This window comes from Kushneria sp. EE4, from assembly GCF_977968315.1.
In genome coordinates this window covers 3469547-3496129 of the sequence record NZ_OZ386212.1, presented here as the reverse complement: position 1 = coordinate 3496129, position 26583 = coordinate 3469547, and the positions used below count along the sequence as shown (strand labels likewise).

Here is a 26583-nt window from a genome sequence, read left to right as displayed (position 1 = left end):
GTTCGTCAGTGACATCCACACTGTATTGGACCTCAAACGGTTCTGGGAGTGCATCATGATTCATCATGTCTGGGGCCTGATGGCTCATCCTCACCGAGAGTGGAAACACATCGAAGGTGAACATGAAACCGCAACACACATGTATGCCAGCCATGTTCTCCTGCTGGCTGCCATCCCGGTCATTTGCGCATTCACTGGCACCACTACCATAGGCTGGGACTTTGGTCGTTCGGCCGTGGTCACACTCTCCACAACAAGCGCATTACAGCTGGCAATCATTTTTTATCTGGCCATTCTGGGCGCCATCGCCCTGATGGGACTTGTTATCCATCGCATGGCCCAGCGCTACCCCACTCACCCGGATCTGAATCGCTGCATCGTTTTCGCCGGATACGTTGCCACACCCATGTTTTTGACAGGCCTGGTAGCACTTTACCCCCTGCTGTGGTTGTGCGTGGTCGCTGGCGTAGCCGGGCTTTGCTATACGGGCTATCTGCTTTATCTGGGCATTCCAGGCTTTCTGGGAATAGACAGGAAGGAAGGCTTTATCGTGTCGAGCTCGACACTGGGGATTGGCGTATTGGTCCTCGAAGTGCTTCTCGCCATCGCTGTGCTGCTATGGGGCTATGGTGCCCATCTCGTTTACTAAGGATGCGTTGAACGTCATCGCCGCTGTAGAGGCGGACAACAGGGGCTCCAGAGTTCTGAAAACCAAACCAAGACGAGGAAGCACAAACAAAAAGGGAGCTGCCAATGGCAGCTCCCTTTACAGCAGAATTTAATCTACCGACTTACTCGGGGCGGATTGCAGAAGCCTGCAGACCCTTTTTACCCTGAGTGACGTTGAAGGAGACCTTCTGGCCTTCCTGCAGCGACTTGAAACCTTCTGCCTGAATCTCGGAGAAGTGTGCGAACAGATCGTCGCCACCGTCGTCAGGAGAAATAAAACCAAAGCCTTTGCTATCGTTGAACCACTTAACTGTGCCAGTTGCCATGCTTTTGATACCTGTGCAATAAATTAATGATGGTTAGCCCACTGCGGGCACAAACAAGATAGCCATTCATATGCTCTCGACAGGATCGATTACAACTGACGATATACTGCCTTGTTAACCACCCGGGTCATAGTGCACCTATCGCCCCACCCGGTCAAGTAACCCTTTGGTAGGGGGTATGCGATACGAGCAATATGTATGCTCTTTTGACACATTCCGGATGATCTGGCAACACGAACATCAACTTCATAAAAGTCCGATACCAAAGGCCGTGTCATCTACCCGTCTTTTGATAGCAACGACATCCGGCCTACCGGCGCACCCTTGTAAGGTATCAATACCTTGATGGAAGCAGTGGTTGTCGATCCGGCAGGAACATGCAAAAACGAAATTGACGCGTAAAAAAACCGCCATTGGAGGCGGTTTTCTTGTTCCGGATCATGCTGTCGATGATCTGGAATGGTGCCGGCTGAAGGAGTCGAACCCTCGACCTACTGATTACAAGTCAGTTGCTCTACCAACTGAGCTAAGCCGGCATATTCAGCATGCAAAGTACTGAAGTGGCTGGGGTACCAGGACTCGAACCTGGGAATGCCGATACCAAAAACCGGTGCCTTACCACTTGGCTATACCCCAGCAGATGGTGGCCAGAGACGGAATCGAACCGCCGACACGGGGATTTTCAATCCCCTGCTCTACCGACTGAGCTATCTGGCCGTTGCCAACGGCTGCGTATTAAATCGAAAACCTCTTTCCGGGTCAACACCTTTTTCCGGATTATTTCAAAAACCTATTGAGATGGGGGTACATAGCCTTCGGCGCTGTCGGTTTCCTCATTGTTGAAAAACCGTGTCATCTGCGCCATCAGATAGTCGCGCGTTTCGGGCTCAAGCATATTGAGACGCTTTTCATTGATCAGTCGCGTCTGTAGCGCCTGCCACTCTTCCCAGGCCTTTAGGGACACGTTGTCATAAACGTCCTGGCCTCTGGCGCCGGGCAGCGGCGGCATCTGCAGCCCTTCCATTTCCTGCTGATACTTGCGACAAAATACCGTGCGACTCATTGCAATACCTCTTGTCAGCGCGTTTTTAAAAAAGCGTGGATGATGACAGGGACTCAAGCAGTGCCTTGACCGGCGCCGCCAGCCCAATGCTGTCGGGATGATCCGGATCATACCAGCGCCGGCCTTCCACCGCCCGAGCGTTCCCCTGCTCCGGTAGATGCGCCTGAACGGGCGTGATCTCAAGTCGAAAGTGCGTAAAGCCATGCGAGAAGCCCTGCCACTGCCCCTGCACGACACTACCGGGCATTTCCCGGGCCAGCCACGCCGTCAGCGCCTCGCTGTCGTCAAACTGCGGCATTCCCCAGAGTCCTCCCCAAAGACCGCTTGAGGGGCGCTGCTCGAGCAATACTCGCCCATCATCATCGCGAAGCATCAGCATCCATGTCTGACGAACGGGCTTTTCCTTTTTTGGCTTCGATTCGGGAAAGCGATGCTCCTCTCCACGGGCGTGCGCCACACAGTCCGCTTCAAAAGGGCACAGCAGGCAGCTGGGACGGCGCCGAGTGCAAAGCGTGGCCCCCATGTCCATCATGGCCTGTGTGAAGTCAGCACAGCGCCAGTGTGGCGTATAGTGCTCGGCCAGTTGCCAGAGCCGACGCTCGACCTCCGACCGGCCGGGCCAGCCTTCGACCCCGTGCAGCCGCGTCAGTAGCCGTTTGACGTTGCCATCAAGAATGGGCGCTCTCTTGTTCGTGGCCTGAGCGATGATGGCACCGGCCGTTGAGCGACCGATCCCCGGCAGCGCACTCAGTGCTTCCACGCTTTCAACGGGAAACTCACCGCCATGCTCATGAACCACGCAGCGGGCAGCACGATGCAGATTCCGGGCGCGTGCGTAATATCCAAGCCCCGTCCATAGATGCAGCACCTCATCCTGATCGGCCGCCGCCAGCGATGCCACATCCGGAAAGCGCTGCATGAAACGCTCAAAATACCCGATAACGGTCGCCACCTGCGTCTGCTGCAGCATGATCTCCGAGACCCAGACGCGATAAGGGCTCCTGTCCTGCTGCCACGGCAGATGCGTGCGGCCATACTGATCAAACCAGCCCAGCAGCCGGGTGCGAAAATATTCGGCATCCAGCGGCCTGCGGGCTTCCAGAGAAATACTCACGATCGGCTCTCGCCCAGGGATAAAATACGAAAAAGTGCAGGCGCCGCATCGGTTGCGGCGCCTGTCATGATGGGTAATTACTGAAAAAGCCCCTTGATGGCATTTCTCAGATTGCTGCCGGAATCCTCGCCCAGTTTTTCCTCGATACGCTGGCCCAGCCTGCCATCAAGCTGACGATCCAGATGCTCGCGCAGCTTCTGTTGTCCTTCACTGGCCGCCGTTTTTTGCAAAATGGCGCGGAAGGCATCGGTGTCAAAGCGACACCATCGTGCCGGGGACTCTCCAAGCGCTCCCGAGCAGTGCAGCGGCAGCGGTATACGGCTCAGGGTGTTGCTTACCGGACACCCCTCGACGTCGGCGGTATCAACCAGCCGGGCAGCCAGTGCCATGTCCAGCTTCTGCGCGCGCGGATCGATCCAGCCGCTGCCGGTAATATCGATACCCGGCAGCGCCACCGCCAGGTCGTCGCTTTGCACGACGCCATCGACAACTTTGAAGGTAGCAGCCAACTGGTCGAATTCGGTATCGCTGCCCCACTCATGCGAGGTGCTGTTGCCCTGCAGCATGGCGGCTGTCGTGCAGAGCTGGCCCGGCAGATTGATGCCCATCATGGCGCCCTCGGTAATTTCGAACGCCGCTCTGCCATTGAGGTGTTCCAGCAGCGAGGCATCGCCCTCAACGGTAGAGGACAGCGTCGCACTGGCATTGAGCGTCCCGCGGAAAAGATCGTCACTACCCCGGGCATCCCGCAGCAAGGGCTGCAGCGCCACTTTTGAGAGCTCTGGCTCGATAGACAGCGACGTCGACGATGCCGTCACGTCCATGGCACCACTGGCCCTGAGCGTGCCGTCATAGAGCTCGGCGGCAAGTGTCGGAAGTCGGTACCGCCCGTTACGACCCTGTATCTGCAGCGCCACATTCTCGAGATGAAGGTCATGTGCCTTGAGGGCGTCAAGACGCAGATCCAGGTCAAGATCCAGGTCACGCACCAGCGCCCGAAGCTTATCGTTTGAAGCGGCTTCGTGATCTGCAGACGGCACGGTCCCGCCTTGCGGTGCCGGGGCGGCGCCGTCGGCCGGTTTCTCCGGCGCTGCCTTTGGCGGCAGGTAGCGATCCAGATCCAGCGAACTTCCCTTGAGCCCGGCATGCACGAGCAGCCCGTCAAGCCCCAGTGTCGCATTTCCTTCAAGGGCGGTATCGTCAATATTGACGGCCAGATCCGTCAATCGCGCCACATGCCTGTCGCCCTCGACACTGGAAGAAAACCCCACCCGCTGCAGTGCCTGTGCATCGGCGGTGGCCGGAAGCTGACCCAGACGTTCCAGCCAGCTGCGAAGATTGGCCGGCGCCATCTCGATCCGCCCCTGCCAGCTCGGGTCATCGCTCAGGTTGTGGGCTTCGCCCTGGCCTGTCAGGCGCAGCAGCTGACCGCTGCTGAGCGCAAACGAGGTCAGTGCCGCATGATCGCTGTCCAGCGACACCTCACCGGTGGCTTCACCGCCCAGCGGCAGGGCACGCTCGCCCAGAGACGGCAGATGAAGCGCGCCATCGAACGCTGCTTTCTCGACGGTATAGCGCTGCCGGGGCAGATCCGCGACCAGCCTTGATGCATTGACGTTGAAGCTCTGGTCATGAGCATCATCCAGTACCGGCAGACGCATCGCCCCCTTCAGCGCCAGACCGTTCAGGGCATATACACCACTATTGAGATCCACACTGGCCTGGCTTTTCAGATTAACGGTCCCGGCCATCTCGGGCTGGGTGCCCTGGACGGCAAAGGAGAGCTCCAGCGGGAAAGCGCCCCCGGAGGTGACGTCGGAGGCCAGCAGAGCCAGTGAAGACAGCGTCATCTCGCGGTCGTGCTGACGATCGTCATAATGCACCCGGCCATCGCTGATCTGAACACTGGCGATATCCATGGCAAGGGGCCGGTCGCCGGCCGTTGTGACCCGCTGCGGCCGGCGCGATGTTGACGCCGGCGGCGCACTGTCCTGGTGCGCCACGGCATCAATCAGCGTTTCCCAGTTGCCACGCCCCTGCTCGTCGCGCCGAAGATTGAGACGCAACCCATCAAGCGTAAAACCATCGATTTCGATATTGCCACTCAACAGCGGTGCAAAGCGCAATCGCGCCTCGGCCTGTTTGAAAGCGGCAAAGGGCGCACCGTCATCCTCCTGATCCGGCAGACGTGCAGAGGCATCTTCCACGGTCACGCCGATCCGCGGGTAGAAGGTCCAGGACAGGGGGCCGTTCAGCGACAGCTCAAGTCCTGTGCGTTCACGCACGGCATCGGCAAGCCTGGGCTTGAGGTCATTGGGATCGAGAAAGGTCGTGGCGTAGATGACCACGGCCACGGCCAGCAGTCCCAGCACGCCCATTGCCGCCAGCACGATCCTGAACAATGCTTTCATTGAATACTCCCCAAAAGACCCTCTCCCGCCCGATAATCCTGTCGACAGACCCCGCCATCATGGCAGAGACGAGCCCATCGGTTGCGGGCGTTAGTGTAGCGGATGGTCACTGCCCTTCTCTATAATGGCGCGCCGGCGCAGGCACTCGGGCGTTTTGCAAACCGCCAGCACGCATCGAGCCGCGCGGATGTGACCTGCTTTTGATATCGTTGTTATCCATTACGCCCTCGAGGCGGTGATCCTTTTTCTACAGGGAGCCTTCATGACCCAGTCGCCGCGATGCGCCAGTATTTCACGTCATACCAGCGAAACGCGCATCAGCGTCTCGCTCGACCTTGACGGTCAGGGCGAGCTCAAGGCCGATACCGGCGTGCCCTTTTTCGAGCACATGCTCGACCAGATCGCGCGCCACGGCATGATCGACCTCACCATCGATGCCGACGGCGATCGTCATATCGATGACCATCATACGGTCGAGGACGCCGGCATCACCCTGGGTCAGGCCTTTGCCGAGGCCCTGGGCGACAAGCGCGGCATCCATCGCTACGGACACGCCTATGTGCCGCTGGACGAGGCGCTCTCACGCGTGGTGATCGACTTTTCCGGTCGCCCGGGGCTTTTCATGAATGCTGAATTCACGCGTGACACCATCGGCGCCTTCGAGACCCAGCTGGTCTCCGAATTCTTCCAGGGCTTTGCCAGCCACGCCCGGGCGACCGTGCATATCGATAATCTCAAGGGTGACAACGCCCATCATCAGGTCGAAACCATCTTCAAGGCCTTCGGTCGCGCCCTGCGCATGGCCGTCTCCACGGACGAGCGCATGGCGGGGCGTATTGCCTCGACCAAGGGCAGCCTGTAACCAACACCGTTCGGCCGGCGTGACGCCGACCGCCAAGGAGTGCGTCCAGCATGACGATTGCCATCATCGATTACGGCATGGGCAACCTGCACTCGGTGGCCAAGGCCATCGAGCACGTCAGCCCCGATGAACGGGTCACCATCACGCGGGACGCCCGTGCCATCAAGGGCGCTTCCCGTGTGGTGCTGCCCGGTCAGGGCGCCATCCGTGACTGCATGGGAGAGCTCGAGCGTACCGAGCTGACCGGGCTGGTCAAGGAGCTTCTCAAGGATGCCAGCAAGCCGCTGCTGGGCATCTGTGTCGGTCAGCAGATGCTGATGGACAAAAGCGAGGAGAACGGCGGCGTGCGCTGTCTGGGCTATCTGCCCGGCCGGGTCACCCGCTTTGACGACACCGCACTGGACGAGCAGGGCCAGCGGCTCAAGGTGCCCCACATGGGGTGGAACCGCGTGCATCAGCACCACATGCACCCGCTGTGGGAAGGTATCCCGACCGGCGAGCGCTTCTACTTCGTGCACAGCTATTTCGTCCAGGCCGATGACGACGGCCATGCGATGGGCTACATCGATTACGCCGGCAGCCGGGCGCATGTGGCTACCGGCCGCGATGCTGTCTTTGCCGTACAGTTTCATCCGGAAAAAAGTGCCGATGCCGGCCTCAGGCTGCTGGCAAACTTTGTGGCCTGGTCGCCCTGACCTCTCCTGCCGCCAGGCCATTTCACGACAAGGATAAAGGAACCCCCATGCTGGTCATCCCCGCCATCGACCTGAAAGACGGTCAGTGTGTTCGCCTCAAACAGGGCCGTATGGAAGACTCGACCACCTATGGTGAAGACCCGGTGGCCATGGCGCAGCGCTGGGTGGATGCCGGCGCCCGCCGGCTTCACCTGGTCGATCTCAACGGTGCCTTCGAGGGCCGTCCGGTCAACGCAGACGCCGTCAGGGCAATTGCTGCCCGTTTCCCGGATCTGCCGATCCAGATCGGCGGCGGCATCCGTACCCGCGAAGTGATTCAGAGCTATCTGGACGCCGGCGTCAGCTGGGTCATCATCGGCACTCAGGCCGTGCGCGATCCGGACTTTGTCCGCCAGATGTGCCGTGAATTTCCCGGCCACATCATGGTCGGACTCGACGCCCGGGACGGCTATGTGGCCACCGATGGCTGGGCGGAAGTCTCCACCATGCGTGCCGTGGATCTGGCGCGCCATTTCGCCGAAGATGGTGTCAGCGCCATCATTTATACCGACATTTCCCGTGATGGCATGATGAACGGCGTCAACGTTGAATCGACTGTTGAAATGGCCAGCCACGGTGGCGTGCCGGTCATCGCCTCCGGCGGCGTGACCGATCTGGAAGATGTGCAGAAGCTGGCGGATGTGGCCGCTGCAGGAATTGTCGGTGCCATCACCGGGCGGGCCATCTACGAAGACCGGCTCGACCTGGCCGAGGCCCAGACCCTGTGTGACACCATCGAAGCACAGCGCAGCTGACTGCCCGGAGAAGCACATGACACTGGCAAAACGCATTATTCCCTGTCTGGACGTGGATCGCGGTCGCGTGGTCAAGGGCGTCAACTTTCTGGGCATTCGTGATGCCGGGGATCCGGTCGAGGTCGCCCGACGTTACAACGAGCAAAATGCCGACGAGATTACCTTTCTCGACATCACCGCCAGCCACGAGGCACGCGGCACGACACTGGACATGGTCAGCCGGATTGCCGGCGAGGTCTTCATTCCGCTGACCGTTGGCGGCGGCATCCGCAGCTGCGACAACATCCGCGCTCTGCTTAATGCCGGCGCCGACAAGGTCTCGATCAATACGGCCGCCGTGACCGACCCCGATTTCGTGTTCGAGGCCTCCCAGCGCTTTGGCAGCCAGTGCATTGTTGTGGCCATCGATGCCAAACGGGTCAGCGAGAACGGCGAGCCTGCGCGCTGGGAGATCTTTACCCACGGGGGGCGCAAACCGACCGGGCTCGATGCCGTTGAGTGGTCACGTAAAATGGTGGAATACGGCGCCGGTGAACTGCTGGTGACCAGCATGGACCGCGACGGTACCCGGGAAGGGTTTGATCTGGGGGTCACACGCGCCATCAGCGACGCTGTCTCGGTGCCGGTCATTGCCTCGGGTGGAGTGGGCAACCTTGACCATCTGGTGGCAGGCGTCAGGGAAGGCGGTGCCGACGCCGTGCTGGCTGCCAGCATCTTTCACTTTGGTGAATACACCATCGAACAGGCCAAGCAGTACATGGCCGACCAGGGCATCGAAATGCGTCTTTGATGCCCCACGACCCACGGCGCCGAGTCGCGACGCCGTGGGCCCTTCGAATTACTCGTCAGTCTGGTCTGCCGTCAATCCCAGATTGCTGAAACCTTCATTTTTGCCAAGCGCTCGCAGTTCGCGAAGCCCTTCCCGGTCCAGCGTCTGTATCTCGACCCTCTCCAGTACCGCCAGCTGAAACGCGCGCTCATCGATCATCAGTTCATGGGTGTCGATCAATGCCTCGCGCTCGGTATCATCCTGAATCGCCTCTCCGGCACCCATCTCGATAAAACGCTCGATACCGCCGATGGAAAGACGACTGACATCGACCGATGCCTCACCCGCCGGACCTGACAAAACGTCCATACAGGCAGACAGAGCCAGCGTCAGATCCCGGGCGATACGCGCACCAAAGCTGTCATCATCTTCCGGCGGCTCACACGCCGCGAGCTTTTCTGCCTGGCGCTCAAAGTTGATATTGGCATCGCGCACGCCAAGGCTTTCCCATACCAGCGCCAGGATGCTGGTCACACCGTGGGCATCACCTGCCGCGCCAATCTCTGCATAGAGACGATAGTTGGGCATCAGCCGCTCACCAAGCGCCGCCATGAAGGCCAGCGCCTGACGCGGTGACAACGCCCGCAGACGCTTTTCAAAACCCGTTTCGATCATGGTGGGCATCGGTCTGGTTCCCTGCCTGGAATATATCGGAATGGTGTTATAGCAACATGCAGCCATGTCACTGTCAGAAGCAATCACCGGGCCCATTGAGACATCAGGCACGGAGCGTTTTGAGGGCGGCTCAGGGCCAGAAGAAACGCTCGGGAATACGCCCGCGCGCATCAAATACCACGCCTTCGCCGCTCAACAGCTCGCGCTGCAGGCGGGCACCCTCATGGTCGGCCAGGCGCCCCCCGGCGGCCACCACGCGATGCCAGGGCAGCGTGTGCCCCTCGGGCAGCAGACGCAGCAGTGCCCCGATCGAGCGCGCCGTGGCGCCTTCCGTCATTTTCGCGATAGCCCCATAGGTTGTCACACGCCCTTCGGGAATGCGGGCAATAATGGTCGTGGCCTGCTCGCGTACCGCCTCATGCATGGCATCCCCCGGTATCTGTCCATATCGGTGTATGCTGGACGATCAGCTTATCGTTATCCATCATGGCTCTATCATGCATATCTATTTTCTACAGCATGCGTCTCATTTTGGACCGGCCCGAGTGGCGGACTGGCTTACCAGCATGGGCCACAGCTTCAATGTCTGTCGGCTTTACGCCGATGAAGTGCCGCCGCGCCCCGGCGACTTCGACGCCCTGATCGTACTGGGCGGCCCCGAACAGATCGTTGAGCACGGCTGGATCAGGCGCGAACAGCACCTTGTCGAGCGCACGCTCAAGAGTTCAAAACCCATCATGGGGCTGGGCTACGGTGCGGAGCTGATTGCCGCAGCGCTGGGCGCCATTGTCTCTCCCAACACCCACGGCGAGTTTGGCTGGCAGTCGGTAAACGCCAACGAGGACGGCGATCTCGATCTGCCGGCACGCTTTGACGCCTTTTTGTGGCACCGCCGCATTTTCGGGCTGCCGGAAGGCGCTATTTCGATCGGAGCCAGCGAGGCCAGCCCCCTGCAGGGGTTCACCTGGGATGGCGCGCGCGTGGTCGCCATGCACTGTCATCTCGAGGCCACGCCTGATTGGGTGCGGGAACTGACCGGGCTCGAGGCGCACAGTCTGGCAACGCCCGGCCCCTGGGTGCAGTCGCGTGACGAGATGCTCGAGGACAGCCGCCGCTTTGCGCAGCAGGCCGCCGTACTGGATCGGGTCATGATCGACTGGCTGCGCCTTTAGTCGTCATCCAATGTCGCCGCTTCGGCGCTGCTGATCGACGGCCTTACGCACGAACGCCAGCACCTCCTGCCAGGTCCCGGTAAATGCCGGGCCCTGCTCGGCCTGACGCAGCTGGTAGTGATACATGGGATCGTAGTACTCGCTTAAAAGCGGCGACAGCCAGCCATCATGCGCCTGGCTGTCGCCCGTGGTGACGTGGGCCTCAAAGGCCTGCTGCTGAAGCTTCAAAAGCCGCTCGAGACGCGCACTGCCCAGCCGCTTTTTCAGGCGTACCAGCGCACTGACCAGCTGACGACGCATCAACGCCCACCCAAGCCAGGGGCCGTAGGTGTTGCGATACTGGGCCCAGAGATCGTCAATATAGTCACGGCGGATCTGGGCAAGGCGCCACTCGAGCGGCATTTCGATCAACACTCGGGGTGCCGCACAGAGCCCCTGCCAGAGCGGCAGTGGAATTTCGACACTGCCGATGCGGCGGGATTCGTCTTCAAAGACATGGGGCGCCCGACGGCCGGCCAGGTCCATGGCCAACGCGTGCTCAAAATCGATCTGCGTGGGCGGCTGTCCCGGCTGGCGCCCGAAGCTTGAGCCCTTGTGGCGTGCATGACCTTCCAGATCGATGCCGCCATCGAGCGCCTTGATCATGTCGGTCTTGGCACAGCCGGTCAGCCCGGCGATTACCAGCGACGGCTCGCCGGCGGCCTGCTCGGTGACCGCCATCAGCGTTCGCCGCGCGGCCTTGAAACCGCCCTTTAAACGCGCCACCTCGATGCCTGCCTCCGCAAGCCAGCGCTGGGCAATACTGGAGCGCTGCCCACCGCGGGCACAGTAGATCAGCGCGTCGGGGTGACGCGCGATCGCCTCCCGCCAGGCCGCAATTCGGCTTTCACGCAGGGCGCCGCCGACCAGCTCATGGCCCAGCCTGAGCGCCGCTTCGCTGCCCTTTTGCCGGTAGCAGGTGCCCACCTGAGCGCGCTCGTCATCATCCATCAGTGCCAGATTGATGGCACCAGGCAGCGCGCCCTGAGCGAACTCGACCGGCGCGCGCACATCGATCAGCAGTGAGGCGTCCTTTAGCCGATCAAGTGTTGGAACAAGCTGCTCACCCTGTTTATTGCTGGACATGAAAGACCGCTTCGCCCTCTCGTGCCACGCATTCACCAAAGGCCTCAAGCGTCAGCCCGTGCTCGCGGCCAATGCGCTCGACGTCGTCTTCGTAGGCGGGATCAACGGCCAGTACCAGACCACCGGAGGTCTGAGGATCACACAGCCACTGCCAGTGATAGTCGTCCATCGCCGGCATCAGTTGGCCCATGGCCCGATGATTGCGCTCGGTACCGCCCGGCACGGCCCCCTGACGCAGATAGCTATCCGCCTCGGGAATGCGGGGCAGGCGCTTGAAATCAATTCGTGCCGCCACGTTGCTGGCCGTACAGATTTCTCCCAGGTGCCCGGCCAGACCAAAGCCCGTGACGTCGGTCATGGCATGCACACCCGGCACGGTGGCCAGCTTCTGACCGATGACATTGGTACGCAGCATGGTGTCTCGCGCCAGCCCGTGATGCTCCGGTGCCAGCAGACCGCGCTTTTCGGCCGTGGTCAGCACGCCCACGCCCAGCGGCTTGGTCAGATAGAGTCGATCACCGGGGCGGGCGCCATTGTTACGCTTGAGATGCTCAAGCTTCACCAGTCCGTTGACGGCCAGGCCGAAGATGGGCTCCGGCGCATCGATGGAGTGCCCGCCGGCCAGCGCCAGCCCCAGCTCGCGACATACGGACTGGGCACCAGCCAGTACCTCACCGGCCACCTGGGGAGAGAGCTTGTCGATTGGCCAGCCCAGAATACCCAGCGCCATTATCGGGCGTCCGCCCATGGCAAAGACATCGCTGATGGCGTTGGTTGCCGCAATACGTCCGAAATCGAAGGGGTCATCCACGATCGGCATGAAAAAGTCGGTCGTGGCGATCAGTCCCTGGCCGTCGCCCAGATCATAGACGGCGGCATCCTCACGATCCTGATTGCCGACGATCAACTTGTCGCTGAAAGCACCGGGCCCGGCGTTTTTCAGCATCGTATCCAGCACATCCGGGGCGATCTTGCAGCCGCAGCCGGCACCGTGGCTGTACTGGGTAAGACGAATCTGTGTCATGAGCTGTCCCTTTGTGATCCACAATATTATCGATGGTGTCACCGTTACTCTGGCACCGCGGCCCGCACCATGTCATCCGGTTCGACTAGATGGCCTCGAGCGCCTCGGAAAGCCGGTCAACCGCAATGACCTCCATGCCCGCCGGCGCTTTCTTTGGCGCGTTGCCCCGCGGAACAATGGCGCGGGTAAAGCCGTGCTTGGAAGCCTCGACGATGCGCTCCTGACCGCTGGGTACCGGGCGAATCTCTCCGGATAGCCCCACCTCGCCGAACACGACCAGCTCCCGCGGCAGCGAGCGATTCTGAAGACTCGAGACCACGGCCAGCAAAACCGCCAGATCGGCGCTGGTCTCCAGAACCTTCATACCGCCCACCACGTTGACGAAAACGTCCTGATCGCCGGTAAACAGGCCCCCGTGACGATGCAGCACTGCCAGCAGCATGGCCAGACGCTGGGCGTCGAACCCGACCGCCACGCGCCGCGGATTGCCCAGCGCCGACTCGTCCAGCAGCGCCTGCACCTCGACCAGCAGCGGGCGCGTGCCTTCCCAGACCACCATGACCAGACTGCCGGGGGCCATCTCCTCGCCGCGGGACAAAAAGATGGCGCTCGGGTTTTTTACCTCCCGCAGCCCCTGTTCCAGCATGGCGAACACACCCAGCTCGTTGACCGCGCCAAAACGGTTCTTTTGCCCGCGCAGGGTACGAAAGCGCGAGTCCGAGCTTCCCTCGAGCAGCAGCGAGGCATCGATCATGTGCTCCAGTACCCGTGGCCCGGCCAGGGCGCCGTCCTTGGTGACGTGCCCGACCAGCATCAATACCGTGCCGGTCTGCTTGGCAAAGCGGGTCAGCGCTGCGGCCGACTCGCGTACCTGCGCCACACCGCCCGGCGCCGAGGAAACGTCTTCCAGATGCATGGTCTGAATGGAGTCAATGATCAACACTGCCGGCTTTTCCCGCTCGGCCATGCCCAGAATGGTCTCCACGCTGGTTTCGGCCAGCATGGAAAGTCCCTGGGTGGGCAGAGAGAGGCGATGGGCACGCATGGCCACCTGAGACAGGGACTCCTCGCCGGTGACATAGATGACGCGATGCTGCTGGGCGAGATGGCAGGCCGTCTGCAAAAGCAGCGTTGATTTGCCGGCACCCGGATCACCGCCCAGCAACACGGCGCCGCCAGGCACTAGGCCGCCGCCCAGCACTCGATCGAATTCGTCATAGGTGGTCGAAAAGCGCGGCAGCTCGCTGAGATCGACCTTTGACAGGTCGGTCAACGCCACGCCGGCGCCCCCGGCATACCCCTGGCGGGCCGTACTGCCCGTGCCGCTGCCGGGGCGAGAGGCGCTTGAAAGACGTATTTCGGTCAACGTATTCCACTCGCGGCAGCTACTGCACTGCCCCTGCCACTTGGAATACTCTGCACCGCATTCGGTGCAGACAAATGCACTCTTGGCCTTTGCCATGCTGCCTGCTCGTTGTCTCGGTGATTTCAGACATGAAAAAGGGCGGCCTGTCGCCGCCCTTTGATCAACACTGCCACAGGGGCAGCCGATCCAACATTACTGCTGCCGGGTCAGACGCAGGGTCTCACCGTTTTCAAAGCGACGCAGCTGCGGATCCACCAGTTCAAGCGTTGAGTCGTTAACGCGCTCGAAGTAATAGACCTGGCCTTCGCCGGAAGGCGTCAGTTCGTAAACGGTGGCTGAAGGATCATCCTGCATGCCGCTGATCACATCCCAGTTGCCGCTGTAGGTTTCAGTCGGCGGATTCTGGGGATGGTTCTGATACTGTGCGTCCAGCTCGAACGTCCGATCCTGCGGATTGGTCGCCTGCTCATCGCCCTGCAGATCAACCGTCAGCGCGATGCCGCTGCAGTTGCGACACGGCAGCGTGCCCGTATAGGTGCGTGTTTCGCTCTGCGCCTGCGAGGACGAGGCGGTTGCCCCCGTGCTATCGGTTCCCTGCTCACCGCCGGAGCCGGCACAGCCGGCCAGCAGTGCCATCAGTGCCGAACCGGCCAGCAACGTTTTCATCTGCATGAAGCTTTACTCCTGATGCATGTTTTTTGGCCGTTCAAACGACCGGTGCCCCCTAGCATAGCTGCTTGTCGGGGGCCCCGGAAAGACACTAACGCATATAGAGTCACTACGGCAGGGTTACGACCCCCTAGCGTGCCTGATCGTCCAGAAAGGGATAGTCGGTATAGCCCTTTTCATCGCCGCCATAGAAGGTGTCGGGGTCGGGTTCGGCAAGCTTGGCGCCGACGCGAAAGCGCTCGGGCAGATCGGGGTTGGAGATAAAGGGCCGACCGAAGACAGCCGCATCGCCGATACCGCGCTCGATCAGATCGATTTCGCCTTCCGCCGTATAATGACCGCAGAAAAGCAGTGCGCCATGACGGAAGCGGGCACGCAAGGCGCGACGGAAATCATCGGTCAGATGGATGTCGCCACCGGCCCAGTCGGGCTCGTTGACGTGCAGGTAGGCCAGCTCACGCACGTTGAGCTGATCGGCCAGATAAAAGGCCATCTGCTCGGATTCATCATCCTTGAGCCCGAAGATTTCGATAAACGGCGAGATACGCAGGCCGACCCGGTCATAGCCAAAGACACTGGCGACGGCGTCAACGATCTCGAGCACGACGCGGGCGCGATTCTCGATCGAGCCACCATAGCGGTCGGTACGCTGGTTGGAGCCGGTCGCCAGAAACTGCTGCAGCAGGTAGGCATTGGCCGCGTGGACTTCGACCATGTCAAACCCGGCACGCATTGCACGTACGGCCGCCTGTCTGTAATCCTCGACCAGCCCGGGGATCTCTTCGGTTTCAAGCGCTCTCGGGGTGCTTGCGTCTTCCCGACCGGAGCTGCCATCCTCGAACTCCACAAAGGCCTGAGCACCTTCACCTTTCAGCGCGCTGGGGGCGACCGGCTTTTGACCCTCGGGCTGCACCCGTTCGTTGGAAACACGTCCGACATGCCAGAGCTGCAGCGCGATACGCCCGCCGCGCGCATGTACGGCTTCGACCACGCCTTTCCAGCCGGCTTCCTGCTCATCGGTCCAGATACCCGGGGTGTAGACATAGCCCGTCGCGGTCGGCGAGATATTGGTAGCCTCGGCGATGATCAGCCCGGCGCCGGCACGCTGGCCGTAGTAGATCTCCTGCAGACGGCCCGGGATGCGATCCGGCGTGCGCGCACGCGTCAGCGGCGCCATAATGACCCGGTTGGGAATTTCCAGCGAGCCCAGCTGAAGCGGTTCGAATAGAACATCATGCATGGCGTGAACCTCCGTGTTCGGTGACTCGGGTAAATGAGAGAACTGATCGAGCCAGTTCCGGATATGGAGACTGTTAGCCTGCTTATCAAGTCATCGACGCTCAAATAATTCAGCCTCGGATCACGGGGCACCAAATCCCTCGGCCAGGCGCTGACGCAGGGCATCCATGCCCCAGTGGGTACTGGTTTGATCCGGCAGCATGCCGGCGCGCCAGCCCCACTCATCAAACTGATTCAATACGCTGGCATCCCGGGTCATGACATGGACGGGAACATCCATGCTGGCGCCCTCACCGGTAATGATGGAGGCCGGCTGATGATCCCCCATGGCGATGACTACCAGATTGTCGTTGCCGTAATGGGTGACAAAGGAGGCCAGCGTTTCAAGCGCATACTCGATGGACTTGAGATACTGAGCGCGGACGCGTTCGCTGTCCTGCCAGACCACATCGGGCGGGTCACCTGCATTGGCCCATCGGTTGAAAATTCGGCCATCGCCAACCTGCGCCCAGTCGATCAGTGGCGGGATTGGCGTCCAGGGGGCATGACTGCTCAGCGTGGCAATTTCTGCCATGACGGGCGCGCGTTCGGTATCGGCAAGTTCAAGACGCTGTAGTGCCGCATAGGTGTACTGATCCGGCATGGTGACCCAGTTGAAGGGCTCACCCTCGTAGCCGAGATTGCGGGCATCATAGACCTGATCGAAGCGATAATAGCGATTGGCCAGCCATTCACGTGTCAGGGCCGGCTCCACAGCCAGAGTGCGCCATCCGGCGCGATTGAAAAGCCGTGCCAGCGAGACACGCTCGGCCCCCAAAAGCCAGTTATAACGCCGTTGTGAGTTGATCCAGAGCCCCGATTGAAGCGTGGCATGGGCCAGCCAGCTCTGACCGCCAACTGTTGGGGAAACGAGCCAGGCACTGCGGGCGCCAAACCCGGCCTGGCCCAGCTCATCATCGATGGCTGTCATGCGCGAGCGCATGACGCCGGCATAGTGCGGATCTTCCAGCACCGTGCGTCCATAGGATTCGATAAACACAAAAAGAACGTCATGGCCTTTCAGACCGCCAAGAAGCTGGCTGGCAGGCACTTGAGCGAGAGGGTCGTGGCGAGCGTGCTCCTTTAGCGCCGCCAGATCCTGAAGGTTTTGTCGGGACTGCGCCACGTGCTCGACCACCAGTCGTGATGATTCGCCAGGATGAGCGCCATCCGGGCGAATGAAACCGGAAAGGGACACCAGCAGCAAACCGCCCGTTATCGACCAGAGCGTCACACGCAGCCGACTCGGACTGTCCGGGCCGCCATAACGTGTCAGAAGCAGCAGGCCGATGGTCATGAGCATTAGAATCGACAGCAAAACTGCGACCAGACCGACGGCCAGCAGCCCGGCTTTTTCAGCCCCTACCGTGCCACTGAGTACGTTCCAGCCCGGCCCGATCAGGCGCCAGTCCGAGATGGGATCAAATATTCGCCAGTAGGCCTGCAGCGCGACCATATCAGCCAGCTTGATCACGGCCAGCAGCAACAGCGCGACAGCCATTATCGGCGCTACAAAACGCGCCGCCCGGCGCGGCACACACCAAAGCGCCATCAAAAGCAATGGAAGCTCAAGCGGGGGGAACCATTGGCCGAGCCGGCCAAAAGCGCTGACTTGATTGGGCAACGCCAGTAAAAGCCAGGCCAGCGCGAGCGTTACCGCCACGGCGCTTGCGCGCCCGATCCTTCCAGCCACCGGCCTTGCCCCTTCACGGCTTGATAAAGCGTTTTAGATTAGCAGATACCAGCCCGAGGACGAGACTTGCGAACGCAACAGGCAGGGGTCAACATGATCCTACCGTAATGTCCCCTTGCAGAGAGCAGCGATGAGCAAGTTCTGGAGTCCCGGCGTTGACTCACTGACGCCCTATGTGCCCGGCGAACAGCCAAGACAGCGCATGATCAAACTCAATACCAACGAAAACCCCTACCCGCCCTCCGACGGGGTAGAAAGGGTGCTCAGAGAGTTTTCCTGCGAGCAGCTGCGACGCTACCCCGACCCCGAATCACTGGCACTGCGTGACAGTCTGGCCAGCACCTATAACGTCACTCGAGAGCAGGTGTTCGTGGGTAACGGCTCGGATGAAGTGCTGGCCTTTGCCTTTCGCGCCTTTTTCCTGCGTGACGGTGAGGCGCTCTCGATTCCGGAGCACACCTACAGTTTTTATCCGGTGTACTGCCAGCTTTATGGCATTGATCTGCAAAAGGTTGCTCTGAACGAGCGCTGGGAAGTGCCACTGGAGCACTTTCCTGAGAAGGGCCATGCCGGTATTGCCTTTGCCAATCCAAACGCCCCGACAGGTCATGCGCATTCGCGTCAGGCCATCAGAGCGCTTTTAGAGCGTCAGTGTGAGCGTGTCGTACTGGTTGATGAAGCCTATTACGGCTTCGGCAGCGAAAGCGCTGTACCGCTGATCAACGAGTATCACAACCTGCTGGTCACGGGGACCTTTTCGAAATCCCGCAGCCTGGCGGGCATGCGTCTCGGATTTGCCATAGGCTCCAGAGAGCTGATCGAGGGGCTGGAGCGTATCAAGGACTCCTTTAATTCCTATCCCATCGATCCGCTGGCCAGTGCCGTGGGCATCGCGGCACTGGAAGATACCCGGCATTACGACGAGTGCTGCCGCGCCATCATGGCAACGCGTGAAGGTACGGCTCAGGCTCTGAGAGAGCTGGATATTGAAGTGCTGCCATCACAGGCCAACTTTTTGTTTGTCAGACCCAGACGGAAGGAAGCCGCCAGTGTGGCGGCCAGTCTTCGTGCCTCGGGCATTCTGGTTCGCCACTTTGCCACGCCGGGGCTGGCCGACTGGCTGCGCATCTCGATCGGTACCGAGGCGGAGATGGCGGCGCTGATGACGGCGCTGGCGACCGCGCCCTGAGGGGCCCTGTCCGGCGGTCACGTCAGTGACCGCCGGCAGGCGCCACGCCGGCGCCGGCGAGCGCCCATAAAAGAACCCCGGTCCTGTTAAGGACCGGGGTTCGGAAGGGGTGCCTGACGATGACCTACTCTCACATGGGGAGACCCCACACTACCATCGGCGCGGAGCCGTTTCACTACCGAGTTCGGGAAGGGATCGGGTGGTGCCGGCACGCTATGGTCGTCAGGCAATTCTGCAGACCGGCTGCCCTTTGGGCAGCGGGTCAAAATCGGGATCATGCTGATCAATACATCAACGTATTCGTGTGATGCGAACCACTTGGGTGTTATATGGTCAAGCCTCACGGGCAATTAGTACGCGTCAGCTCAATGCATTGCTGCACTTACACACCGCGCCTATCGACCTCGTCGTCTTCGAGGGCCCTTCAGGGAGCTCGAGGCTCCAGGGAAGTTTCATCTTGAAGGGGGCTTCCCGCTTAGATGCCTTCAGCGGTTATCCCGTCCGCACATAGCTACCCGGCGGTGCCATTGGCATGACAACCGGTACACCAGCGGTGCGTCCACTCCGGTCCTCTCGTACTAGGAGCAGCACTTCTCAAACTTCCGACGCCCACGGCAGATAGGGACCGAACTGTCTCACGACGTTCTAAACCCAGCTCGCGTACCACTTTAAATGGCGAACAGCCATACCCTTGGGACCGACTTCAGCCCCAGGATGTGATGAGCCGACATCGAGGTGCCAAACACCGCCGTCGATATGAACTCTTGGGCGGTATCAGCCTGTTATCCCCGGAGTACCTTTTATCCGTTGAGCGATGGCCCTTCCATACAGAACCACCGGATCACTAGAACCTGCTTTCGCACCTGCTCGACATGTCCGTCTCGCAGTCAAGCACCCTTATGCTCTTGCACTCATTGCACGATTTCCAACCGTGCTGAGGGTACCTTAGTGCTCCTCCGTTACTCTTTGGGAGGAGACCGCCCCAGTCAAACTACCCACCACACACTGTCCTCACACCGGATCACGGTGCGGAGTTAGAACGCCGATGATACCAGGCTGGTATTTCAAGGTTGGCTCCACCCCGACTGGCGTCGGGGTTTCAAAGCCTCCCAGCTATCCTACACAAGTAACATCAGCGTCCAGTGTGAAGCTATAGTAAAGGTTCACGGGGTCTTTCCGTCTAGCCGCGGGTACACTGCATCTTCACAGCGATTTCAATTTCACTGAGTCTCGGGTGGAGACAGCGTGGCCATCATTACGCCATTCGTGCAGGTCGGAACTTACCCGACAAGGAATTTCGCTACCTTAGGACCGTTATAGTTACGGCCGCCGTTTACCGGGGCTTCGATCAAGAGCTTCGCCTTGCGGCTAACACCATCAATTAACCTTCCGGCACCGGGCAGGCGTCACACCCTATACGTCCGCTTACGCGTTGGCAGAGTGCTGTGTTTTTAATAAACAGTTGCAGCCACCTGGTCTCTTCGGCCGGTCAGAGCTCAAGGAGCAAGTCCCGTCACCCTGGCCGGCGCACCTTCTCCCGAAGTTACGGTGCCATTTTGCCTAGTTCCTTCACCCGAGTTCTCTCATACGCCTTGGTATTCTCTACCTGACCACCTGTGTCGGTTTGGGGTACGATCGCATGTTATCTGAAGCTTAGAGGCTTTTCCCGGAAGCGTGGCATCAGTGACTTCCAGACCGTAGTCTGTTCGTCTCGCGTCTCGGCTTGTAGAGGACCGGATTTGCCTGATCCTCAGGCCTACTCGCTTTCACCGGGGCAACCAGCGCCCGGCTCACCTAGCCTTCTTCGTCCCCCCATCGCAATAACATCCGGTACGGGAATATTGACCCGTTTCCCATCGACTACGCCTTTCGGCCTCGCCTTAGGGGTCGACTCACCCTGCTCCGATTGTCGTCGAACAGGAACCCTTGGTCTTCCGGCGGGGCGGGTTTTCACCGCCCTTGTCGTTACTCATGTCAGCATTCGCACTTGTGATACCTCCAGCAGACCTCACGATCCACCTTCGCAGGCTTACACAACGCTCCTCTACCGCGCATCCATAAGGATGCACCCGCAGCTTCGGTACCCGGTTTGAGCCCCGTTACATCTTCCGCGCAGGCCGACTCGACCAGTGAGCTATTACGCTTTCTTTAAAGGGTGGCTGCTTCTAAGCCAACCTCCTGGCTGTCTGTGCCTTCCCACATCGTTTCCCACTTAACCGGGATTTTGGGACCTTGGCTGGCGGTCTGGGTTGTTTCCCTTTTCACAACGGACGTTAGCACCCGCTGTGTGTCTCCCACGCTGTACTCACCGGTATTCGGAGTTTGCCTCGGGTTGGTAAGCCGGGATGGCCCCCTAGCCGAAACAGTGCTCTACCCCCGGTGGTAATACGTGAGGCGCTACCTAAATAGCTTTCGAGGAGAACCAGCTATCTCCGAGCTTGATTAGCCTTTCACTCCGATCCACAGCTCATCTCAGCATTTTTCAACATACTTGAGTTCGGACCTCCAGTCAGTGTTACCTGACCTTCATCCTGGCCATGGATAGATCGCCCGGTTTCGGGTCTATTCCCAGCAACTAATTCGCCCATTTAAGACTCGGTTTCCCTGCGCCTCCCCTATTCGGTTAAGCTCGCTACTGAAAATAAGTCGCTGACCCATTATACAAAAGGTACGCAGTCACAGAACAAGTCTGCTCCCACTGCTTGTACGCACACGGTTTCAGGATCTATTTCACTCCCCTCGCCGGGGTTCTTTTCGCCTTTCCCTCACGGTACTGGTTCACTATCGGTCAGTCAGGAGTATTTAGCCTTGGAGGATGGTCCCCCCATGTTCAGTCAGGGTTTCACGTGCCCCGACCTACTCGATTTCACAATGCTCGGATTTCGGCTACGGGACTATCACCCGCTATGGTCAGACTTCCCAGACTGTTTGCCTATCGGTTGCACTGCTTAAGGGCTGGTCCCCGTTCGCTCGCCGCTACTGGGGGAATCTCAATTGATGTCTTTTCCTCGGGGTACTTAGATGTTTCAGTTCTCCCGGTTCGCCTTCATGAGTTATGTATTGGCTCATGAATACTTACCTGATGGTAAGTGGGTTTCCCCATTCGGAAATCGCCGGGTCGCAGGTCATTTGCCACCTCACCGACGCTTATCGCAGGCTGTCACGTCCTTCATCGCCTCTGACTGCCTAGGCATCCACCGTGTGCGCTTAATCGCTTGACCATATAACCCCAAGGGGTCCGGTTTCACGATCACACGACATTTGCTGGAATACGTACGACATTACGTATCACAGCAAACTTATACGTTGTCTGCCGGTCGGGTCACGACACCCTTCCGAAGAAGGGGTGTTCACCGACCGACAGGTCAGCATGATCCACATTGTTAAAGAGCGTACTGTCAAAAAGACAGTCAGAAATCATGTCGATGATCTGTCATCATCATGACTTTTGACTGTGGTTTCATCAGTATCAGCGAGACTGTTTGTATGCACCGAGCCGGTATGGTGGAGCCTAGCGGGATCGAACCGCTGACCTCCTGCGTGCAAGGCAGGCGCTCTCCCAGCTGAGCTAAGGCCCCGACAGGTTGGTGGGTCTGGGCAGACTTGAACTGCCGACCTCACCCTTATCAGGGGTGCGCTCTAACCAACTGAGCTACAGACCCAAGCAGTCTTCGCTCTATCCGATCAGGCAATTTGTGTGGACGCGCTGGTTCGCGTGAGCACTTTAGTCGTTTAAGGAGGTGATCCAGCCGCAGGTTCCCCTACGGCTACCTTGTTACGACTTCACCCCAGTCATGAACCACACCGTGGTGATCGCTCTCCCGGAGGTTAAGCTAACCACTTCTGGTGCAGTCCACTCCCATGGTGTGACGGGCGGTGTGTACAAGGCCCGGGAACGTATTCACCGTGGCATTCTGATCCACGATTACTAGCGATTCCGACTTCACGGAGTCGAGTTGCAGACTCCGATCCGGACTGAGGCCGGCTTTATGGGATTGGCTTCACGTCGCCGCTTCGCAACCCTTTGTACCGGCCATTGTAGCACGTGTGTAGCCCTGCTCGTAAGGGCCATGATGACTTGACGTCGTCCCCACCTTCCTCCGGTTTGTCACCGGCAGTCTCCCTGAAGTTCCCGGCCGGACCGCTGGCAAAAAGGGATAGGGGTTGCGCTCGTTACGGGACTTAACCCAACATTTCACAACACGAGCTGACGACAGCCATGCAGCACCTGTCTCTGCGTTCCCGAAGGCACTCTCCCATCTCTGGGAGATTCGCAGGATGTCAAGAGCAGGTAAGGTTCTTCGCGTTGCATCGAATTAAACCACATGCTCCACCGCTTGTGCGGGCCCCCGTCAATTCATTTGAGTTTTAGCCTTGCGGCCGTACTCCCCAGGCGGTCGACTTATTGCGTTAACTGCGCCACCAAACCCTCAAGGGGTCCAACGGCTGGTCGACATCGTTTACGGCGTGGACTACCAGGGTATCTAATCCTGTTTGCTACCCACGCTTTCGCGCCTCAGCGTCAGTGTCAGTCCAGAAGGCCGCCTTCGCCACTGGTATTCCTCCCGATCTCTACGCATTTCACCGCTACACCGGGAATTCCACCTTCCTCTCCTGCACTCTAGCCTGCCAGTTCCGAATGCCGTTCCCGGGTTGAGCCCGGGGCTTTCACATCCGGCTTGGCAAGCCGCCTACGCGCCCTTTACGCCCAGTAATTCCGATTAACGCTTGCACCCTCCGTATTACCGCGGCTGCTGGCACGGAGTTAGCCGGTGCTTCTTCTGTGGGTGATGTCCTTCATGGTGGTTATTAACCACCATGCCTTCTTCCCCACTGAAAGTGCTTTACAACCCGAAGGCCTTCTTCACACACGCGGCATGGCTGGATCAGGGTTTCCCCCATTGTCCAATATTCCCCACTGCTGCCTCCCGTAGGAGTCCGGGCCGTGTCTCAGTCCCGGTGTGGCTGATCATCCTCTCAGACCAGCTACGGATCGTTGCCTTGGTGAGCCGTTACCTCACCAACAAGCTAATCCGACATGGGCTCATCCGATAGCGCAAGGTCCGAAGATCCCCTGCTTTCTCCCGTAGGACGTATGCGGTATTAGCTCGGGTTTCCCCGAGTTATCCCCCACTACCGGGCAGATACCCATGCATTACTCACCCGTCCGCCGCTCGTCAGCGGGTAGCAAGCTACCCCTGTTACCGCTCGACTTGCATGTGTTAGGCCTGCCGCCAGCGTTCAATCTGAGCCATGATCAAACTCTTCAGTTTATTTTGAAGCTTTGAGATTCGTTTCGAAGCCTGCCGAAGCAGTCATCGAGGTGAATCAATCCGGGCTCGAGGTCAAACTAGTACTCTTGACGAGTGTTCGTCTGCTCGATTATCTATGTGACTGGTGTCACACGAGCCAGACGCCCACACAAATTGCCTGATCGACTTGTTAAAGAGCGTCTCGAAGATGTTGCCTCAGTCGCCGTGACGGCTGCTTCGAGAGAGTGGGCATTTTACAGCCCTGAATCGAAAAGTCAACCTCTTTTTTTCGATCCGGAAGTCAGCGGCTGGATTTGAAACCCTGATTGAGCGACCAAAACCTTAGTCAAAACAATCACCTGCTTAACTTCCCCGCTGCCTCGTCGCCGTGTGCTCCGTGGCAGCGGATGCGTACTTTATAGATCAGACCGGGACCACGCAACCCCTTTCGCCAAAAAGATTCGTTTTTCTGTCAGGAGCCCAGGTAGCCTTCGCTCTCAAGACACGTCTCAAGCGCTTCTTTCCCCTTTACCAGATGAGCGCGTATCCCCAGCGCCCGGGCGGCATCAACGCACTCGGGGTTATCATCAAGGAAGGTGATCTGATTGGCGCTACAGGCCAGTGCCTTTAGTACATGCTGCCAGGCACGTGGGTCCGGCTTGCGATAGCCGATCTCGTGAGAAAGAAAGATGGTGTCAAAGTGGGCTTCCAGCCCGGTGCGCTGAATAACGGCCCAGTGGATGGGGTTATTGTTACTGAGAATGGCCATGTAAAAGCGCGGATCAATTCGTTCAAGCAGTTCCCGGGTGCCGGGGTAGAGCCCCGTGACCCAGCCGGAGTAGTGCTGCTCGAACGTTTCAGGCGTCATATCAAGCTCAAGGGTTTCAACGGCCGCTTTCAAAAAGCCTCTGGCAGAAGCCCTGCCGGTTTCGAACGGTTCAAGCGGGGCAAACTCCAGCCAGAACCGGCGTGCCTGTTCATGACTCAGTCGCCCGCCGGTCAGATTCACAAGTGGTGTGGTGCCATCCCAGTCAGCCAGTACGCCACCGACATCAAACAGAAGTATCTCGCGTGACCTCATGGTTTCTCCCTTGTATGCGATGACTAACCCCAGAGTGCCCGGACACTGTTACCGATATCCTGCAGCGCCCCATAAGGTGGTAACCAGGGGGTCATCGATGCCATGACAATCCCCATTAGCAGTGCTGTCTGTGGCGTACCGTAATCATAAAGCTTGAAAGCCGTGCCAAAGGAGCGCTTCAGGCGCCTACCCTCGATATCGATACTGTAGATCTCATCAAGAAGAAGATGAATAAGCACGCCAATCAGCATGGCACCGGCAAAAAACCATGACTGCGTGGCGGTCTGTATAAAGAGCTGGTAGCTCACAACGGCCACGACTAGCGCCGACAGCATGGCTGCCAGCAACGAGTGCCAGATACCGCGATGGACGGAAAAGCGCTTGAAAAGCGTGCTCAGGGGATAACGCACAATGAGATAGGCGCCGACACCCATGCCACTGAGCTCTGCCAGGGAAAGAAAGGGTTGCAGCGCCGAGACACAGCCGATCACTGCAAGCATCGCCATCAGCGTAAAGATCAGGCGTACGGCACGGGACTGGTCAGCATCGATATCCGGCACCACGCCGCCCAGTGCGACCAACCCCGCCATCGGGAAGCCATCAACAAAGGGCCATAGACCGGCCTGCCAGCCCAGTGCGCCCACCAAAGCGCCGCCCGCGGCGGCCACCGTAAAATGCGTTGTAAAATTGGCCATAATTCAGATACTGGATATAAATCCATATTATGGCGCAATTTTCTCAGCAACAACAATGATCTAGCGGCCCCTCAGGGCGAGCTATTCATCCACGGCGGACAGAAACTCGTCCTTGAGTGATACGTAGTTGTTTGCTGAATACTCGAAGAAGCGATATTCCGACTCCTTGAGCGCACGCAGCTGGCGCACCGGATTGCCCCCATAGACGTAGCCGCTTTCAAGATGCTTGCCGGGCGGCACCACAGCACCTGCCGCTACCAGCACCTCGGTTTCAACAACGGCACCATCGAGTACCGTGGCCCCCATGCCGATCAATACCTTCGAGGCAATGGTGCAACCATGCAAAATGGCGCGGTGCCCCACGGTCACGTCGTCACCGACCGTCAACGGGTAACCGCCGGGGCTATAGTCGCTGGCATGCGTAATATGAAGAATCGAGCCGTCCTGAATGCTGGTGCGAGCGCCGATACGGATACGGTGCATGTCGCCACGGATCACGGCCGTCGGCCAGACAGACGTGTCATCGCCCAAGGTGACATCGCCCAGCACCACAGCCGTCTCATCGATGAAGACCCGCTCGCCCAGCGTCGGTGATACCCCTCTGAAGCTTCGAATACTCATGCTTGCGCCCTCGCCTTGTTGAACCCATTAAAAATGACCG

The 26583-nt window shown here is 59.4% G+C and carries 22 protein-coding genes, 5 tRNA genes and 3 rRNA genes; 7 read left to right on the top strand and 23 right to left on the bottom strand.

Going from position 1 to position 26583, the window contains the following annotated elements:
- Nucleotides 1-55 precede the first annotated feature (55 nt).
- Nucleotides 56-649 carry a Yip1 family protein gene (locus ACXMYO_RS15750; protein ID WP_457809419.1) on the top strand — a complete coding sequence of 198 codons (594 nt, stop codon included), beginning with the start codon at nucleotides 56-58 and terminating at the stop codon, nucleotides 647-649.
- A 142-nt stretch (nucleotides 650-791) separates the two neighbouring features.
- Here ACXMYO_RS15750 and ACXMYO_RS15745 read toward each other — a convergent pair whose 3' ends face one another.
- The 7 genes from ACXMYO_RS15745 to ACXMYO_RS15715 form a co-directional block, all read right to left on the bottom strand.
- On the bottom strand, nucleotides 792-995 hold the full coding sequence (locus tag ACXMYO_RS15745; protein ID WP_086620861.1) for a cold-shock protein: 204 nt from the start codon (nucleotides 993-995) through the stop codon (nucleotides 792-794).
- A gap of 460 nt (nucleotides 996-1455) precedes the next feature.
- Nucleotides 1456-1531 (bottom strand) — tRNA-Thr (locus ACXMYO_RS15740).
- Between the two features lie 25 nt (nucleotides 1532-1556).
- Nucleotides 1557-1631, bottom strand: a tRNA-Gln gene (locus tag ACXMYO_RS15735).
- A gap of 5 nt (nucleotides 1632-1636) precedes the next feature.
- A tRNA-Phe gene (locus ACXMYO_RS15730) sits at nucleotides 1637-1712 on the bottom strand.
- A 73-nt stretch (nucleotides 1713-1785) separates the two neighbouring features.
- Nucleotides 1786-2058 carry an oxidative damage protection protein gene (locus tag ACXMYO_RS15725; RefSeq protein WP_457809418.1) on the bottom strand — a complete coding sequence of 91 codons (273 nt, stop codon included), beginning with the start codon at nucleotides 2056-2058 and terminating at the stop codon, nucleotides 1786-1788.
- A 25-nt stretch (nucleotides 2059-2083) separates the two neighbouring features.
- A complete protein-coding gene (gene mutY, locus ACXMYO_RS15720) occupies nucleotides 2084-3166 on the bottom strand; it encodes an A/G-specific adenine glycosylase (protein ID WP_457809503.1) in 1083 nt (360 codons plus the stop codon).
- An 83-nt stretch (nucleotides 3167-3249) separates the two neighbouring features.
- Nucleotides 3250-5583 carry an AsmA family protein gene (locus ACXMYO_RS15715; RefSeq protein WP_457809417.1) on the bottom strand — a complete coding sequence of 778 codons (2334 nt, stop codon included), beginning with the start codon at nucleotides 5581-5583 and terminating at the stop codon, nucleotides 3250-3252.
- A 262-nt stretch (nucleotides 5584-5845) separates the two neighbouring features.
- On the opposite strand from ACXMYO_RS15715, the gene hisB reads away from it, so the two are divergent.
- The 4 genes from hisB to hisF are packed head-to-tail and all read left to right on the top strand — an operon-like array spanning nucleotide 5846 to nucleotide 8724.
- Entirely contained in the window at nucleotides 5846-6445 is a 600-nt protein-coding gene (hisB, locus tag ACXMYO_RS15710) for an imidazoleglycerol-phosphate dehydratase HisB (protein ID WP_457809416.1), read from the top strand.
- Nucleotides 6446-6495: 50 nt separating this feature from the next.
- Nucleotides 6496-7140, top strand: coding sequence for an imidazole glycerol phosphate synthase subunit HisH (gene hisH, locus ACXMYO_RS15705; protein ID WP_457809415.1), 645 nt, complete (start codon nucleotides 6496-6498; stop codon nucleotides 7138-7140).
- A gap of 47 nt (nucleotides 7141-7187) precedes the next feature.
- Nucleotides 7188-7934: a 1-(5-phosphoribosyl)-5-[(5-phosphoribosylamino)methylideneamino]imidazole-4-carboxamide isomerase gene (gene hisA / locus ACXMYO_RS15700; protein WP_438765882.1), complete on the top strand. Its 747-nt coding sequence runs from the start codon at nucleotides 7188-7190 to the stop codon at nucleotides 7932-7934.
- A gap of 16 nt (nucleotides 7935-7950) precedes the next feature.
- Nucleotides 7951-8724, top strand: coding sequence for an imidazole glycerol phosphate synthase subunit HisF (gene hisF / locus ACXMYO_RS15695; RefSeq protein ID WP_457809414.1), 774 nt, complete (start codon nucleotides 7951-7953; stop codon nucleotides 8722-8724).
- Between the two features lie 48 nt (nucleotides 8725-8772).
- Here hisF and ACXMYO_RS15690 read toward each other — a convergent pair whose 3' ends face one another.
- Together ACXMYO_RS15690 and ACXMYO_RS15685 are read right to left on the bottom strand one after the other, a co-directional pair.
- Nucleotides 8773-9387, bottom strand: a complete 615-nt coding sequence (locus tag ACXMYO_RS15690; protein WP_457809413.1) for a YjaG family protein — start codon at nucleotides 9385-9387, stop codon at nucleotides 8773-8775.
- A 121-nt stretch (nucleotides 9388-9508) separates the two neighbouring features.
- Nucleotides 9509-9802: an MGMT family protein gene (locus tag ACXMYO_RS15685; protein WP_457809412.1), complete on the bottom strand. Its 294-nt coding sequence runs from the start codon at nucleotides 9800-9802 to the stop codon at nucleotides 9509-9511.
- Nucleotides 9803-9875: 73 nt separating this feature from the next.
- On the opposite strand from ACXMYO_RS15685, the gene ACXMYO_RS15680 reads away from it, so the two are divergent.
- On the top strand, nucleotides 9876-10550 hold the full coding sequence (locus tag ACXMYO_RS15680; protein ID WP_438765878.1) for a glutamine amidotransferase-related protein: 675 nt from the start codon (nucleotides 9876-9878) through the stop codon (nucleotides 10548-10550).
- Between the two features lie 3 nt (nucleotides 10551-10553).
- Here ACXMYO_RS15680 and mnmH read toward each other — a convergent pair whose 3' ends face one another.
- From mnmH to ACXMYO_RS15650, 6 genes are all read right to left on the bottom strand, one after another.
- Complete coding sequence (gene mnmH / locus ACXMYO_RS15675) at nucleotides 10554-11675, bottom strand: tRNA 2-selenouridine(34) synthase MnmH (protein ID WP_457809411.1); 1122 nt, start codon at nucleotides 11673-11675, stop codon at nucleotides 10554-10556.
- Nucleotides 11662-12699, bottom strand: a complete 1038-nt coding sequence (gene selD, locus ACXMYO_RS15670; RefSeq protein WP_457809410.1) for a selenide, water dikinase SelD — start codon at nucleotides 12697-12699, stop codon at nucleotides 11662-11664. The genes mnmH and selD overlap by 14 nt, the downstream gene beginning before the upstream one ends.
- Nucleotides 12700-12784: 85 nt before the next feature.
- Nucleotides 12785-14161, bottom strand: a complete 1377-nt coding sequence (gene radA / locus ACXMYO_RS15665) for a DNA repair protein RadA (protein ID WP_438765875.1) — start codon at nucleotides 14159-14161, stop codon at nucleotides 12785-12787.
- Between the two features lie 96 nt (nucleotides 14162-14257).
- Entirely contained in the window at nucleotides 14258-14737 is a 480-nt protein-coding gene (locus ACXMYO_RS15660) for a copper resistance protein NlpE N-terminal domain-containing protein (RefSeq protein WP_438765874.1), read from the bottom strand.
- A 127-nt stretch (nucleotides 14738-14864) separates the two neighbouring features.
- The gene (locus tag ACXMYO_RS15655; RefSeq protein ID WP_457809409.1) at nucleotides 14865-15974 is read right to left on the bottom strand and encodes an alkene reductase; all 1110 of its coding nucleotides are present in this window, start codon (nucleotides 15972-15974) and stop codon (nucleotides 14865-14867) included.
- A gap of 120 nt (nucleotides 15975-16094) precedes the next feature.
- Complete coding sequence (locus ACXMYO_RS15650) at nucleotides 16095-17705, bottom strand: sulfatase-like hydrolase/transferase (protein WP_457809408.1); 1611 nt, start codon at nucleotides 17703-17705, stop codon at nucleotides 16095-16097.
- Nucleotides 17706-17835: 130 nt separating this feature from the next.
- Here ACXMYO_RS15650 and hisC point away from each other — a divergent pair, with 130 nt between their 5' ends.
- Nucleotides 17836-18894, top strand: coding sequence for a histidinol-phosphate transaminase (hisC, locus tag ACXMYO_RS15645; RefSeq protein ID WP_457809407.1), 1059 nt, complete (start codon nucleotides 17836-17838; stop codon nucleotides 18892-18894).
- A gap of 111 nt (nucleotides 18895-19005) precedes the next feature.
- Here hisC and rrf read toward each other — a convergent pair.
- The 8 genes from rrf to ACXMYO_RS15605 form a co-directional block, all read right to left on the bottom strand.
- Nucleotides 19006-19121: ribosomal RNA gene (rrf, locus tag ACXMYO_RS15640) — 5S ribosomal RNA — on the bottom strand.
- Between the two features lie 102 nt (nucleotides 19122-19223).
- Nucleotides 19224-22115: ribosomal RNA gene (locus ACXMYO_RS15635) — 23S ribosomal RNA — on the bottom strand.
- A gap of 281 nt (nucleotides 22116-22396) precedes the next feature.
- Nucleotides 22397-22472: transfer RNA gene (locus ACXMYO_RS15630), tRNA-Ala, on the bottom strand.
- A 7-nt stretch (nucleotides 22473-22479) separates the two neighbouring features.
- Nucleotides 22480-22556, bottom strand: a tRNA-Ile gene (locus ACXMYO_RS15625).
- A gap of 71 nt (nucleotides 22557-22627) precedes the next feature.
- Nucleotides 22628-24167: ribosomal RNA gene (locus ACXMYO_RS15620) — 16S ribosomal RNA — on the bottom strand.
- The 16S, 23S and 5S rRNA genes sit together here with 2 tRNA genes alongside, the layout of an rRNA operon.
- Nucleotides 24168-24618: 451 nt before the next feature.
- Nucleotides 24619-25227, bottom strand: coding sequence for an HAD family hydrolase (locus ACXMYO_RS15615; RefSeq protein WP_457809406.1), 609 nt, complete (start codon nucleotides 25225-25227; stop codon nucleotides 24619-24621).
- Between the two features lie 23 nt (nucleotides 25228-25250).
- Nucleotides 25251-25922: a metal-dependent hydrolase gene (locus tag ACXMYO_RS15610; protein ID WP_457809405.1), complete on the bottom strand. Its 672-nt coding sequence runs from the start codon at nucleotides 25920-25922 to the stop codon at nucleotides 25251-25253.
- Between the two features lie 81 nt (nucleotides 25923-26003).
- The gene (locus ACXMYO_RS15605) at nucleotides 26004-26543 is read right to left on the bottom strand and encodes a gamma carbonic anhydrase family protein (RefSeq protein WP_457809404.1); all 540 of its coding nucleotides are present in this window, start codon (nucleotides 26541-26543) and stop codon (nucleotides 26004-26006) included.
- Nucleotides 26544-26583 lie beyond the last annotated feature (40 nt).

What these genes read in the sequence shown, in the direction of transcription:
- ACXMYO_RS15750 (WP_457809419.1), top strand. Translation starts at nt 56, where the DNA reads ATGATTCATCATGTCTGGGGCCTGATGGCTCATCCTCACCGAGAGTGG.
- ACXMYO_RS15745 (WP_086620861.1), bottom strand. Translation starts at nt 995, where the DNA reads ATGGCAACTGGCACAGTTAAGTGGTTCAACGATAGCAAAGGCTTTGGT.
- ACXMYO_RS15725 (WP_457809418.1), bottom strand. Translation starts at nt 2,058, where the DNA reads ATGAGTCGCACGGTATTTTGTCGCAAGTATCAGCAGGAAATGGAAGGG.
- ACXMYO_RS15715 (WP_457809417.1), bottom strand. Translation starts at nt 5,583, where the DNA reads ATGAAAGCATTGTTCAGGATCGTGCTGGCGGCAATGGGCGTGCTGGGA.
- hisB (WP_457809416.1), top strand. Translation starts at nt 5,846, where the DNA reads ATGACCCAGTCGCCGCGATGCGCCAGTATTTCACGTCATACCAGCGAA.
- hisH (WP_457809415.1), top strand. Translation starts at nt 6,496, where the DNA reads ATGACGATTGCCATCATCGATTACGGCATGGGCAACCTGCACTCGGTG.
- hisA (WP_438765882.1), top strand. Translation starts at nt 7,188, where the DNA reads ATGCTGGTCATCCCCGCCATCGACCTGAAAGACGGTCAGTGTGTTCGC.
- hisF (WP_457809414.1), top strand. Translation starts at nt 7,951, where the DNA reads ATGACACTGGCAAAACGCATTATTCCCTGTCTGGACGTGGATCGCGGT.
- ACXMYO_RS15690 (WP_457809413.1), bottom strand. Translation starts at nt 9,387, where the DNA reads ATGCCCACCATGATCGAAACGGGTTTTGAAAAGCGTCTGCGGGCGTTG.
- ACXMYO_RS15685 (WP_457809412.1), bottom strand. Translation starts at nt 9,802, where the DNA reads ATGCATGAGGCGGTACGCGAGCAGGCCACGACCATTATTGCCCGCATT.
- ACXMYO_RS15680 (WP_438765878.1), top strand. Translation starts at nt 9,876, where the DNA reads ATGCATATCTATTTTCTACAGCATGCGTCTCATTTTGGACCGGCCCGA.
- mnmH (WP_457809411.1), bottom strand. Translation starts at nt 11,675, where the DNA reads ATGTCCAGCAATAAACAGGGTGAGCAGCTTGTTCCAACACTTGATCGG.
- selD (WP_457809410.1), bottom strand. Translation starts at nt 12,699, where the DNA reads ATGACACAGATTCGTCTTACCCAGTACAGCCACGGTGCCGGCTGCGGC.
- radA (WP_438765875.1), bottom strand. Translation starts at nt 14,161, where the DNA reads ATGGCAAAGGCCAAGAGTGCATTTGTCTGCACCGAATGCGGTGCAGAG.
- ACXMYO_RS15660 (WP_438765874.1), bottom strand. Translation starts at nt 14,737, where the DNA reads ATGCAGATGAAAACGTTGCTGGCCGGTTCGGCACTGATGGCACTGCTG.
- ACXMYO_RS15655 (WP_457809409.1), bottom strand. Translation starts at nt 15,974, where the DNA reads ATGCATGATGTTCTATTCGAACCGCTTCAGCTGGGCTCGCTGGAAATT.
- hisC (WP_457809407.1), top strand. Translation starts at nt 17,836, where the DNA reads ATGAGCAAGTTCTGGAGTCCCGGCGTTGACTCACTGACGCCCTATGTG.
- ACXMYO_RS15615 (WP_457809406.1), bottom strand. Translation starts at nt 25,227, where the DNA reads ATGAGGTCACGCGAGATACTTCTGTTTGATGTCGGTGGCGTACTGGCT.
- ACXMYO_RS15610 (WP_457809405.1), bottom strand. Translation starts at nt 25,922, where the DNA reads ATGGCCAATTTTACAACGCATTTTACGGTGGCCGCCGCGGGCGGCGCT.
- ACXMYO_RS15605 (WP_457809404.1), bottom strand. Translation starts at nt 26,543, where the DNA reads ATGAGTATTCGAAGCTTCAGAGGGGTATCACCGACGCTGGGCGAGCGG.